Source organism: Citrobacter sp. HN-141 (assembly GCF_033341895.1).
GTDB lineage: Bacteria > Pseudomonadota > Gammaproteobacteria > Enterobacterales > Enterobacteriaceae > Citrobacter.
On the sequence record NZ_JAWPBF010000017.1, the window covers coordinates 108,846 to 121,826 of the forward strand.

Here is a 12,981-nt window from a genome sequence, read left to right on the forward strand (position 1 = left end):
CGGTTCAGCAAACGAATAAATGCCGGGAATTTACGTTATTTAATTCACATCGAATCAAATAAGCGTTGCTTATGGAAATGTTAAGAAATCGCCCCGAACACCCCTAAAGGGTTATCAGGGCGACAAGCCTCTAATGCCAGCAGAAATGGTGCACAACCTGGGTGATCAATTCGCGGGTTGGCTTAATAAAGCGTGTTTCCAGATATTCATCTGGCTGATGTGCCTGATTAATAGAACCGGGACCCAATACCAGCGTCGGACACAGCGTCTGGATAAAAGGCGCTTCGGTGCAGTAGTTCACCACTTCAGTCTGTGCGCCCAGCAGTTTCTCAACCACCTCGACCAGCTGATGGTCCGGCGGACACTCATAGCCAGGAATGGGCGGATGCAGTTCCGATACCGTCAGGCGACCCGGCCAACGTTCACTAACCGGGGCCAACGCATCGTTGAGTAGCCCATTCAGATCGTTAAGCGTCATGCCGGGCAGCGGACGAATATCCATATGCAGTTCGCAGCAGGCGCAGATACGGTTAGCAGCATCACCGCCATGAATATGACCCAGATTTAACGTGGGGTACGGCACGGTAAAGGCGTCATGGTGATAGCGTTCTTTCAGGTCATCGCGCAGCTTCATGATATGGCCGATAGCATCATGCATCAGTTCAATCGCATTCACGCCGCGTGCCGGATCGCTTGAGTGACCCGACTGACCCAAAATTCGAATGGCGTTAGAGATATGGCCTTTGTGCGCGCGAACGGGCTGCAGAGATGTTGGTTCGCCAATGATTGCGCAGTCCGGGCGGAGCGAAGTCGTTTCAGAAAAGTAACGTGCGCCGGCCATGCTGGTCTCTTCATCGGCGGTGGCCAGAATGTAGAGTGGCTTTTTCAGTTTCGTGACATCCACACCGCGCAGTGCATCGAGAATAAAGGCGAAAAAGCCTTTCATATCCGCGGTGCCCAGACCGTAGAGCTTATTGTCGTGCTCGGTGAGGGTGAAGGGATCGCGCGTCCAACGCCCATCGTCAAAAGGTACGGTATCGGTATGGCCTGCCAACAACAGACCGCCGGCACCGTGCCCGGCACTCGCCAGCATGTTGAATTTATTGCGCGTACCAGGAACAGGCTGAACCTCAACATTGAAACCTAAATCTTTGAACCAGTCCGCCAGCAGAGTGATTAAACCTGCATTGCTTTGATCGAGCGCTTCTTCGGTTGCGCTAATCGACGGTGTGGCAATCAGAGCGCGGTAAATCTCGATAAATGGCGGTAAATTGTTTTTCATTGTTGACACACCTCGGGTCATGATAGTATCAATATTCATGCAGTATTTGTGAATAAAAATACAATAACATTGAGCGTAATAAAACCCACCAAGTGTAAGGTGAGGTGATAAAGGCTTATACCTGGCAACCGAATCTAAGAAGGTGAACAGCTCCGATGTTGAATACGCTGATTGTGGGCGCGAGTGGCTACGCTGGCGCAGAGCTTGTGACCTATGTAAATCGCCATCCTGATATGACCATAACCGCTTTGACCGTCTCAGCGCAAAGCAATGATGCAGGAAAATTAATCTCCGATTTACATCCGCAGCTAAAAGGCATTGTCGATTTGCCGTTACAACCAATGTCCGATATCAGCGAGTTTAGCGCAGGGGTGGACGTTGTATTCCTCGCGACGGCTCATGAGGTCAGTCATGATTTGGCTCCGCAGTTTCTGCGCGCCGGGTGTGTGGTGTTTGACCTCTCGGGCGCGTTCCGCGTAAACGACGGCGCATTCTATGAGCAATACTATGGCTTTACCCATCAGCATCCTGAACTGCTGGAACAGGCGGTATACGGTCTGGCTGAGTGGAGTGCAGACAGACTGAAAGATGCGAATTTGATTGCGGTTCCGGGTTGTTACCCGACGGCGGCACAATTGTCGCTGAAACCACTGATTGATGCCGGGCTGCTGGACCTGACTCAGTGGCCGGTGATTAACGCCACCAGCGGGGTGAGTGGTGCGGGCCGTAAAGCCGCTATTTCGAACAGCTTCTGTGAAGTGAGCCTGCAACCGTATGGCGTGTTTACTCATCGCCATCAGCCGGAAATCGCTACTCACCTGGGTACGGAGGTGATCTTCACTCCACATCTGGGCAATTTCCCGCGTGGGATCCTGGAAACCATTACCTGCCGTCTGAATGCGGGTGTCACTCAGACTCAGGTCGCGCAGACGCTGCAACAGGCATACAGCGATAAACCGCTGGTGCGTCTGTATGAAAAAGGCGTTCCGGCACTGAAAAACGTGGTTGGCTTACCGTTCTGTGATATCGGATTTGCTGTGCAGGGCGAACATCTGATTGTGGTAGCGACGGAAGATAACTTATTGAAGGGCGCGGCGGCACAGGCTATGCAGTGCGCAAATATCCGTTTCGGCTTTGCTGAGACGCAGTCTCTTATTTAAGGGTGCAATGATGAATCCATTAATTATCAAGCTGGGCGGCGTTTTACTGGATAGCGAAGAGGCGCTGGAGCGTCTGTTTACCGCGCTGGTAAATTATCGCGAGTCGCATCAGCGTCCGCTGATCATTGTGCACGGTGGTGGCTGCGTGGTCGATGAGCTGATGAAACAACTTAATCTGCCGGTGAAAAAGAAAAATGGCCTGCGTGTTACGCCAGCCGATCAAATCGACATCATCACCGGGGCGCTGGCGGGAACCGCGAATAAAACCTTACTGGCCTGGGCGAAAAAACATCAAATTGCCTCTGTGGGTCTGTATCTTGGCGATGGCGACAGTGTAAAAGTGACGCCACTCGATAAAGAGTTAGGTCACGTTGGACTGGCGCAGCCGGGTTCGCCTAAGCTGATTAACACGCTGCTGGAAGGGGGCTTTCTGCCGGTAGTGAGTTCCATTGGCGTTACTGAAGATGGGCTGTTAATGAACGTCAATGCCGATCAGGCGGCGACGGCGCTGGCGGCAACGCTGGGGGCTGATCTGATCCTGCTCTCTGATGTGAGCGGTATTCTGGATGGTAAAGGCCAGCGTATTGCCGAAATGACCGCGACGAAAGCGGAACAGTTGATTGAGCAGGGTATTATTACCGATGGCATGATCGTGAAGGTCAATGCGGCGCTGGATGCTGCGCGTACGCTGGGCCGCCCGGTAGATATCGCTTCCTGGCGTCATGCTGAACAACTCCCGGCGCTGTTTAACGGCACGCCGATTGGCACGCGTATTCTGGCTTAACTATTAATGTGCCGGATGGCGGCTTCGCCTTATCCGGCCTACGTGGGTTTTGTAGGCCCGGTAAGCGCAGCGCCACCGGGAAAAAATATCATATTAAGGAAATTCGTTATGGCACTTTGGGGTGGGCGTTTTACACAGGCAGCAGATCAGCGGTTCAAACAGTTCAACGACTCGTTGCGTTTTGATTACCGCCTGGCAGAACAGGATATTGTTGGCTCTGTGGCCTGGTCCAAAGCACTGGTAACCGTTGGTGTACTGACTGCTGATGAACAGCTGCAGTTGGAAGAGGCGCTGAATAACCTGCTGGAAGAGGTTCGCGCGAATCCTCAGCAGATTTTGCAAAGCGATGCCGAAGATATTCACAGCTGGGTGGAAGGTAAGCTGATTGATAAAGTCGGGCAATTAGGTAAAAAACTGCACACCGGACGTAGCCGTAATGACCAGGTCGCAACTGACCTTAAACTGTGGTGCAAAGACACGGTTATCGAATTACTGTCAGCCAATCATCAGTTGCAAACTGCGCTGGTGGTGACGGCCGAGAATAACCAGGACGCCGTCATGCCGGGTTACACCCACCTGCAACGTGCGCAGCCAGTGACGTTTGCGCACTGGTGTCTGGCTTATGTCGAAATGCTGGCGCGTGATGAGAGCCGTCTGCAGGATGCGCTTAAGCGTCTGGACGTTAGCCCGTTAGGCTGTGGCGCACTGGCGGGTACTGCCTACGAAATCGATCGCGAGCAGCTGGCTGGCTGGTTGGGCTTTGCCTCGGCAACCCGCAACAGCCTGGACAGCGTTTCCGATCGTGACCATGTCCTGGAGTTGCTCTCTGATGCCTCTATCGGCATGGTGCATCTGTCGCGCTTTGCTGAAGATCTGATTTTCTTTAACACCGGCGAAGCAGGCTTTGTTGAATTATCCGATCGTGTAACCTCAGGTTCATCCCTGATGCCACAGAAGAAAAACCCGGATGCATTAGAGCTGATCCGTGGCAAATGTGGCCGCGTACAAGGTGCGCTGACCGGTATGATGATGACACTGAAAGGTCTGCCGCTGGCGTACAACAAAGACATGCAGGAAGACAAAGAAGGCCTGTTCGATGCACTTGATACCTGGCTGGACTGTTTGCACATGGCCGCGCTGGTGCTGGACGGCATTCAGGTGAAACGCCCGCGTTGTCAGGAAGCGGCGCAGCAGGGTTATGCCAACGCCACTGAATTGGCGGATTATCTGGTTGCCAAAGGTGTTCCGTTCCGCGAAGCACACCATATTGTAGGTGAGACGGTGGTTGAGGCGATTCGTCAGGGTAAACCGCTGGAAGCATTGTCGCTGGCCGACTTGCAAAAGTTCAGCAGCGTCATTGGTGATGACGTCTATCCGATACTCTCCCTGCAATCCTGTCTGGATAAACGTGCGGCGAAAGGCGGCGTATCGCCGCAGCAGGTTGCGCAGGCAATCGACGATGCGAAGGCGCGTCTGTAGGCCGGATAAGGCGAAGCCGCCATCCGGCACTGTGTGTCGTTCTGCCTGATGGCGCTACGCTTATCAGGCCTACCAAACCATAACCCGGCCGAGCTTTGCGACGCCGGGCTTTTTTATGCAAAAAAAATGCGGACCAGAGGTCCGCAAAAGTTCACGTTGGCTTTAGTTATTTCGAGTATGAGAACGGACAGGCGCTTCAAGGGTTAAAGGGTACCGTTCCGTTTCTGTGGTGCATTATTAAACAGAAAGCTTGATAGGGATAATCGTTCGTTGCTATGCTACCTATCGCCATGAACTATCGTGGCGATGGAGGATGAATAATGAATATTCGTGATCTTGAATACCTGGTGGCGCTAGCCGAGCATCGTCACTTCCGGCGAGCGGCGGACTCCTGCCACGTCAGCCAGCCAACGCTTAGCGGGCAAATCCGCAAACTGGAAGATGAGCTTGGCGTTATGCTGCTGGAGCGTACGAGCCGTAAAGTGCTGTTCACTCAGGCAGGTTTACTGCTGGTGGATCAGGCGCGTACCGTGCTGCGCGAGGTCAAAGTGCTCAAGGAAATGGCAAGCCAACAAGGCGAGACAATGTCTGGCCCGCTGCACATTGGTTTGATCCCAACGGTGGGACCATACCTGTTGCCGCATATTATCCCTATGTTGCACCAGACCTTCCCGAAACTGGAAATGTACCTGCATGAAGCGCAGACGCATCAGCTGCTGGCGCAACTGGATAGCGGTAAGCTCGACTGCGTGATCCTGGCGTTGGTCAAGGAAAGTGAGGCGTTCATTGAAGTGCCGCTGTTTGATGAGCCTATGATGCTGGCGATCTATGAAGATCATCCATGGGCAAACCGCGACTGTGTGCCGATGTCAGATTTAGCAGGTGAAAAACTGCTGATGCTGGAAGATGGGCACTGTCTGCGCGATCAGGCGATGGGCTTCTGCTTTGAAGCCGGCGCCGATGAAGACACCCATTTCCGGGCAACCAGTCTGGAAACGCTGCGCAATATGGTCGCGGCAGGGAGTGGCATTACTTTGCTGCCTGCACTGGCCGTTCCGCCAGAGCGTAAGCGTGATGGTGTGGTCTATCTGCCGTGCATTAAGCCGGAACCGCGCCGTACTATTGGTCTCGTCTATCGTCCGGGATCGCCGTTACGCAGCCGTTATGAACAGCTGGCAGAGGCCATCCGTGGGGCAATGGATGGCCATTTCGACAAAGCGTTAAAACAGGCGGTTTAAGCCGTTTAGCGCGGCTACCCGATAGGCTTCTGCCATGGTTGGGTAGTTAAAGGTGGTGTTAACGAAGTACTCGATGGTGTTACCACCACCTTTTTGCTCCATGATCGCCTGACCGATATGAATAATTTCGGCTGCGCGTTCCCCAAAGCAATGGATCCCCAAAATCTCTTTGGTCTCGCGATGGAACAAAATCTTCAGCGTTCCGACACTCATTCCGACGATTTGCGCTCGTGCCAGATGTTTAAACTGGGCGCGACCGACTTCGTAGGGGACTTTCATTGCCGTTAGCTGCTGTTCGGTTTTACCGACGGAGCTGATTTCAGGAATGGTATAAATCCCGGTGGGAATATCTTCGATCAGATGTGCGGTGGCTTCGCCTTTGACCAGTGCCTGAGCGGCGATACGTCCCTGATCGTAAGCTGCAGATGCCAGGCTTGGGTAACCGATCACATCGCCAACGGCATACACATGCGGCAGCGCGGTCTGATACATGCTATTTACTTTTAGCTGCCCGCGGCTGTCCGTTTTCAGACCAATATTTTCCAGTGCCAGCGAATCGGTATTACCGGTGCGACCATTGGCGTACAGCAGACAGTCTGCTTTCAGCTTTTTACCGGATTTCAGGTGCATGATGACGCCGTCATCACAGCCTTCAATCCGCTCATACTCTTCGTTGTGGCGAATGACCACGCCGCTGTTCCAGAAGTGGTATGAGAGCGAATCGGACATCTCTTGATCGAGGAATGCCAGCAGACGATCGCGGGTGTTGATTAAATCAACTTTTACATCCATTCCTCGGAAGATAGACGCATATTCACAGCCAATCACGCCTGCGCCATAAATCAGAACATGGCGAGGTTCGTGATGCAGGCTGAGGATAGAATCGCTGTCGTAAACGCGTGGGTGCGAAAAATCGACGTCAGTTGGATGATAAGGGCGTGAGCCGCAGGCAATAACAAACTTATCTGCGGTGAGTGTTTCCACTGTACCGTCGTGACATTCCAGAGCAAGGGTGTGTTCGTCGACGAAACGGGCATTTCCCTGCAGAATTTCACAGTGGTTGCGCTCGTAAAAACCTTGCCGCATACGCGTTTGCTGATTAATTACGTTATCAGCATGGTTGAGAATATCGGCGAAAGAAGAACGAAGAAGTCGGGAATGGTCGCTGTAAAGTGGGTTCTGATTGAATTCGATAATACGGCTGACTGCGTGGCGGAGCGCTTTCGACGGGATGGTGCCCCAATGGGTACAGCCTCCGCCGACGTTATGATAGCGCTCAATAACCGCGACGCGCGCTCCTTGCTTAACCAGACCCATCGCAGCGCCTTCGCCGCCGGGACCGGAACCTATTACTATTGCATCGTAATCGTAGGAATGTGACATGGTCAGGCTTACCTGTTCTTATACATAAAAGCAACAGAATAGTAACATCGTTGCTGGGATAACCCAATTATCGTTGTGCTTTTTTGCGAAGTCGAAGCACAAACTGCGCGTAAACAATCATTCACAAAGCCATGCCAACCGCCGAATCTCTGGTATAGTGCCAGCAAGGTATGTGGAAGGATTCAGACATCGTGATGGGCGTTAGAGCGCAACAAAAAGAGAAAACCCGGCGTTCGCTGGTAGAAGCCGCATTTAGTCAACTCAGCGCTGAGCGTAGTTTTGCCAGCCTAAGTTTACGAGAAGTTGCTCGTGAAGCGGGCATTGCGCCAACCTCGTTTTATCGCCATTTCCGCGATGTGGATGAGCTCGGCCTGACGATGGTGGATGAGAGTGGTCTGATGCTGCGCCAGTTGATGCGTCAGGCACGTCAGCGTATCGCCAAAGGCGGTAGTGTGATCCGTACCTCGGTCTCAACATTTATGGAGTTCATCGGCAACAATCCCAACGCCTTCCGTTTATTATTGCGCGAGCGTTCGGGCACCTCCGCAGCGTTTCGTGCAGCGGTTGCGCGTGAAATTCAGCACTTCATTGCGGAACTTGCGGACTATCTTGAACTCGAAAACCATATGCCTCGTGCGTTTACTGAAGCGCAAGCCGAAGCCATGGTAACGATTGTGTTCAGTGCCGGGGCAGAAGCACTGGATGTTGGCGCTGAACAGCGTCGGCAGCTGGAAGAGCGGCTGGTATTGCAACTGCGCATGATTGCCAAAGGCGCATTTTACTGGTACCGCCGTGAACAAGAGAAGATGACGCACCACTCCGAGTAACGAGAAGGACGAGCAATGAAACAGTCAGGTCAAGATAAAGGTACGCTGCTGCTGGCGCTGGTTGCCGGCTTATCGATCAATGGCACATTCGCGGCGCTGTTTAGCTCCATTGTGCCATTCTCTGTATTCCCGATTATTTCGCTGGTGTTGACGGTTTACTGTCTGCATCAACGCTATCAGAACCGCACCATGCCTGTGGGGTTACCGGGCCTGGCTGCAGCCTGTTTTATACTCGGTGTTTTGCTGTACAGCACCGTGGTACGTGCTGAATATCCGGATATTGGCTCTAACTTCTTCCCGGCGGTACTGTCGGTGATTCTGGTGTTCTGGATCGGCTTTAAAGTGCGTAACCGTAAGCAGGAAATCGCGGAGTAACAGTTGTAGCTGTAGGCCGGATAAGGCAAAGCCGCTATCCGGCAATCTGAACCGGCAGTGCTTATCCGGCCTCCGTTCAGTCTTACTTCTTCGTTAACAGTACGCCGCACTCCATATGGTGCGTATACGGGAACTGATCGAACAGCGCCAGACGTGAAACATTGTGCGTCTGGCTTAATGTTTCCAGGTTCTGACACAGCGTCTCCGGGTTGCAGGAGATGTACAGAATCCGCGGATACGCCTGCACCATTTTCTCCGTTTCGCTGTCCAGACCGCTGCGCGGTGGGTCAACGAAAATGGTCTCACACTGATAACTCTTCAGATCAATCCCCTGCAAACGGTTGAATTCGCGAACACCGTTCATTGCCTGCGTAAACTCTTCGGCGGCCATACGAATAATTTGTACATTATCAATATGGTTAGCGGCGATGTTGTACTGGGCTGCAGCAACGGACGGCTTGGCGATTTCGGTGGCCAGTACGCGGTTGAAGTTCTGCGCCAGCGCTAATGAAAAGTTGCCATTACCGCAGTACAGCTCCAACAGATCGCCCTTTGAACCTTTGGTGACATCAATCGCCCATTCCAGCATCTGAATGTTCATCGCAGCATTCGGTTGCGTGAAACTGTTCTCAACCTGACGGTAGATAATCTCTTTGCCCGCGACCGGTAAACGTTCGTCGATATAATCCTGATCCAACTCGATTTTAGTTTTGGTCGCCCGGCCGATCAGGTGCACATTCAGGTTTTGCGCCCGCAGCGCATCCCGCAGCGCTTCGGCTTCCTGGCGCCACTCATTATCCAGCTTTTTATGGTACAGCATGGATATCACTGCCTGATTGCTCAGGGTGGTGAGGTAATCAATCTGGAACAGTTTGTGACGCAGGACGTGGTTGTTGCGTACACCTTCAATCATTGCCGTCATCAGCGTATTGATAAGCTCGCTGGCCGCCGGAAAGCTGTCGACACGAATACGGCTTTTGGTCTGGCTGTCGAACATGATGTGGTACAGGTCATCCCCGTCATGCCACAGACGGAACTCGGCACGCATACGGTAATGGCTAACCGGTGAGCGGAACACTTCCGGAGCCTGTGCATAAAATGGCGTCATTAAGCTCTGCAGACGCACCACTTTTTCAGCTAACTGGGCGTCGTACTGTTCTGTCGGAAGGTGTTCGGGGGTCATGATGCGTCCTGAAAAATAAAAGTACGCGGGGATTGTAGGGATTGCTCATCAGATGTCCAGTTATTGATGATTTCCGATATTGTGATATCCGGTCTGGACAGTAGGTTGTAACAAACTGTAGCATCCGTTTTCCGGTCCTGTGAGTTAAAAGGGAATCCAGTGTGAATCTGGAGCTGACGCGCAGCGGTAAGGAAAGGTGAAATGAGAGCGTAAAGCAGACACTGCCTGCGGGTGGGAAGTCTTCATTTCTTTTTTATTCGGTATCCTGAATAACCTTCCAAGCCCGAAGACCTGCCGGCTAACGTCGCATCTGGTTTTCACTATCGCGTACTATCGGTGGACCTGCGGCATCCTTCTTATATTGTGGATGCTTTACAATGATTAAAAAATCGTTGCTGTTGACGGCGCTTTCCGTCGCGGCATCTTCTGGTTGGGCGCAGGATGCTAGCCCAGATACTCTCGTCGTCACTGCCAACCGTTTTCAGCAGCCCCTAAGCGCAGTACTTGCACCCATCACCGTCGTTACACGTCAGGACATCGATCGCTGGCAATCTACCTCGGTAAACGATGTACTACGTCGTTTGCCTGGTGTTGATATCGCGCAAAGCGGCGGTATGGGGCAAAACTCGTCTATTTTTATTCGCGGCACTAACGCCAGCCATGTTCTGGTGTTGATAGATGGTGTGCGTCTTAATTTAGCGGGAGTTAGCGGCTCAGCCGATCTTAGCCAGTTCCCGGTATCGCTGGTGCAACGTATTGAGTATATCCGCGGGCCGCGTTCCGCCATATATGGTTCGGATGCGATTGGCGGCGTGGTGAATATCATTACTACGCGCGAAAAACCAGGGACGGAACTGACTGCCGGCGTGGGAAGCAATGGGTATCAGAATTATGATATCTCAACCCAACAACAGCTTGGCGAAAATACGCGTGTCACGCTGATGGGCGATTATGCCTACACCAAAGGCTTCGATGTCGTGGCCTACGGTAGCACTGGCGCACAGGCTCAACCGGATAAAGACGGTTTCTTAAGCAAGACGCTGTATGGCGCACTGGAGCACAACTTCTCCGAGACATGGAGTGGGTTCGTTCGTGGTTATGGTTATGATAACCGCACAGATTATGACTCGTATTATTCTCCTGGCTCGGCGCTACTTGATACCCGAAAGCTTTATAGTCAGAGCTGGGACGCTGGGTTACGTTTTAATGGCGAGCTTATTCAGTCGCAACTGGTTTCGAGCTACAGCCACAGTAAAGACTACAACTATGATCCGAACTATGGCCGCTATGATTCCTCGGCCACGCTGGATGATATGCAGCAATATAATGTTCAGTGGTCAAACAGCATAGTTGTTGGCCACGGTAACATTGGTGCAGGCGTGGACTGGCAAAAGCAAACCACGGAGCCAGGCACTGGGTATGTTACGGACGGTTACGACCAACGTAATACAGGCCTCTATTTGACGGGATTACAGCAGCTTGGTGACTTCACCTTCGAAGGTGCGGCACGTAGTGATGATAACTCCGAGTTTGGTCGTCATGGCACATGGCAAACCAGTGCCGGATGGGAGTTTATCGAAGGCTATCGTTTCATTGCCTCCTATGGCACATCTTACAAAGCGCCAAATCTGGGGCAGTTGCATGGCTATTACGGCAATGCAAACCTTGACCCCGAAGAGAGTAAGCAGTGGGAAGGGGCGTTTGAAGGGTTAACATCAGGTGTTAACTGGCGCGTGTCAGGGTATCGCAACGATATCGATGACATGATCGACTACAACACCCACACTCAGAAGTACTACAACGAAGGCAAAGCGCGTATTAAAGGTATCGAAGCGACTGCAAACTTCGACACCGGGCCGTTGGCGCATACGCTTAGCTACGACTACGTAGATTCGCGTAATGCGATTACCAACGAGCCACTGGCTCGCCGTTCTAAACAGCAGGTGAAATACCAACTCGACTGGCAGGTCTATGATTTTGACTGGGGCCTGACATATCAATATCTGGGGACGCGATACGATACGGACTACGTTACTTATCAACCGGTAAAATTGGGCGGTGTGAGTTTATGGGATCTGGCAGTGTCATATCCGATCACCTCACAACTGACAGTTCGTGGTAAAATCGCCAACCTGTTCGATAAAGATTACGAGACAGTTTATGGCTACCCAACTGCAGGACGGGAATACACCTTGTCTGGCAGCTACACCTTCTGATTCACGTCCCACCGTGCTGGTGTTTGATTCCGGCGTCGGTGGGTTGTCAGTCTACAATGAGATCCGCAACCTCCTGCCGGATCTCCACTATATATATGCTTTCGATAACGTCGCCTTTCCTTATGGTGAGAAAAGCGAAGAGTTTATCGTTGAGCGTGTTGTTGAGATTGTGACGGCAGTTCAGCAACGCTATCCCCTCGCACTTGCGGTTATCGCATGCAATACCGCCAGCACGGTGTCACTCCCGGCATTACGGGAAAAGTTCGCTTTTCCGGTTGTCGGTGTGGTGCCTGCGATTAAACCCGCGGCGCGGCTCACGGCGAATGGTATTGTAGGGCTACTGGCGACGCGCGCGACGGTGAAACGCTCGTACACACACGAATTGATTGCGCGCTTTGCTAACGAGTGTCAGATAGCGATGTTGGGATCCGCTGAGTTGGTGGAGCTGGCAGAAGCGAAGCTGCACGGAGAACCCGTCTCGCTGGAAGAGCTGCGCCGTATTCTGCGACCGTGGCTGCGGATGTCGGAACCCCCTGATACGGTGGTCCTTGGATGCACCCATTTCCCTCTATTACAGGAAGAGTTATTACAAGTCCTCCCGGAAGGGACGCGACTGGTGGATTCCGGTGCAGCGATTGCGCGTCGCACGGCCTGGCTATTAGAACACGAAGCGCCAGATGCAAAATCAGCCGATGAGAATGTGGCATTCTGCATGGCAATGACAACCGAGGCCGAACAGTTATTGCCAGTGTTGCAGCGCTATGGCTTCAAAACGCTCGAAAAACTGGCGATTTAGTCTGTTTTGGTGAAAAAGTACGCACTCGGAAAATTATTTTAAATTTCCCCTTGTCAGCCTGAAATAACTCCCTATAATGCGCCTCCACTGACACGGAACAACGGATTACACGCCGCCGGGTCAGCGGAGTTCCACTGAGAACTTCGAGGAGAAAAGCAAAAATAAATGCTTGACTCTGAATGAGGAAAGCGTAATATACGCCACCTCGCGACAGAGCGCTAAAGCGCGTCGCAACTGCTCTTTAACAATTTATCAGAC

The 12,981-nt window shown here is 52.3% G+C and carries 11 protein-coding genes and 1 riboswitch; of the genes, 8 read left to right on the forward strand and 3 right to left on the reverse strand.

Annotated elements, in window-relative coordinates:
* Nucleotides 1–130 precede the first annotated feature (130 nt).
* On the reverse strand, nucleotides 131–1,282 hold the full coding sequence (argE, locus tag RYZ59_RS19480; RefSeq protein ID WP_318050223.1) for an acetylornithine deacetylase: 1,152 nt from the start codon (nucleotides 1,280–1,282) through the stop codon (nucleotides 131–133).
* 155 nt (nucleotides 1,283–1,437) lie between these two features.
* Here argE and argC point away from each other — a divergent pair, with 155 nt between their 5' ends.
* From argC to oxyR, 4 genes are all read left to right on the forward strand, one after another.
* The gene (gene argC / locus RYZ59_RS19485; RefSeq protein ID WP_137381483.1) at nucleotides 1,438–2,442 is read left to right on the forward strand and encodes an N-acetyl-gamma-glutamyl-phosphate reductase; all 1,005 of its coding nucleotides are present in this window, start codon (nucleotides 1,438–1,440) and stop codon (nucleotides 2,440–2,442) included.
* A gap of 7 nt (nucleotides 2,443–2,449) precedes the next feature.
* Nucleotides 2,450–3,226, forward strand: a complete 777-nt coding sequence (gene argB, locus RYZ59_RS19490) for an acetylglutamate kinase (RefSeq protein WP_318050224.1) — start codon at nucleotides 2,450–2,452, stop codon at nucleotides 3,224–3,226.
* Between the two features lie 108 nt (nucleotides 3,227–3,334).
* Nucleotides 3,335–4,705, forward strand: coding sequence for an argininosuccinate lyase (gene argH, locus RYZ59_RS19495; protein WP_318050226.1), 1,371 nt, complete (start codon nucleotides 3,335–3,337; stop codon nucleotides 4,703–4,705).
* Nucleotides 4,706–5,025: 320 nt separating this feature from the next.
* Nucleotides 5,026–5,943, forward strand: coding sequence for a DNA-binding transcriptional regulator OxyR (oxyR, locus tag RYZ59_RS19500; RefSeq protein WP_137381485.1), 918 nt, complete (start codon nucleotides 5,026–5,028; stop codon nucleotides 5,941–5,943).
* Here oxyR and sthA read toward each other — a convergent pair.
* On the reverse strand, nucleotides 5,926–7,326 hold the full coding sequence (gene sthA, locus RYZ59_RS19505; protein ID WP_202037223.1) for a Si-specific NAD(P)(+) transhydrogenase: 1,401 nt from the start codon (nucleotides 7,324–7,326) through the stop codon (nucleotides 5,926–5,928). The two genes, oxyR and sthA, sit on opposite strands and share 18 nt — an antisense overlap.
* 191 nt (nucleotides 7,327–7,517) lie before the next feature.
* Between sthA and fabR the strand changes: the two genes are divergently transcribed.
* On the forward strand, nucleotides 7,518–8,153 hold the full coding sequence (gene fabR / locus RYZ59_RS19510; protein ID WP_003028862.1) for an HTH-type transcriptional repressor FabR: 636 nt from the start codon (nucleotides 7,518–7,520) through the stop codon (nucleotides 8,151–8,153).
* A gap of 15 nt (nucleotides 8,154–8,168) precedes the next feature.
* Nucleotides 8,169–8,528, forward strand: a complete 360-nt coding sequence (locus RYZ59_RS19515) for a YijD family membrane protein (RefSeq protein ID WP_003825114.1) — start codon at nucleotides 8,169–8,171, stop codon at nucleotides 8,526–8,528.
* Nucleotides 8,529–8,610: 82 nt separating this feature from the next.
* On the opposite strand, the gene trmA is transcribed toward RYZ59_RS19515, so the two are convergent.
* Complete coding sequence (trmA, locus tag RYZ59_RS19520) at nucleotides 8,611–9,711, reverse strand: tRNA (uridine(54)-C5)-methyltransferase TrmA (protein WP_318050229.1); 1,101 nt, start codon at nucleotides 9,709–9,711, stop codon at nucleotides 8,611–8,613.
* Nucleotides 9,712–9,826: 115 nt separating this feature from the next.
* Nucleotides 9,827–10,025, forward strand: a riboswitch (cobalamin riboswitch).
* A 63-nt stretch (nucleotides 10,026–10,088) separates the two neighbouring features.
* On the opposite strand from trmA, the gene btuB reads away from it, so the two are divergent.
* Nucleotides 10,089–11,927, forward strand: coding sequence for a TonB-dependent vitamin B12 receptor BtuB (gene btuB / locus RYZ59_RS19525; RefSeq protein ID WP_318050231.1), 1,839 nt, complete (start codon nucleotides 10,089–10,091; stop codon nucleotides 11,925–11,927).
* Nucleotides 11,872–12,723: a glutamate racemase gene (murI, locus tag RYZ59_RS19530; protein ID WP_137381510.1), complete on the forward strand. Its 852-nt coding sequence runs from the start codon at nucleotides 11,872–11,874 to the stop codon at nucleotides 12,721–12,723. Before btuB ends, murI begins: the two co-directional genes overlap by 56 nt.
* Nucleotides 12,724–12,981: the final 258 nt, after the last annotated feature.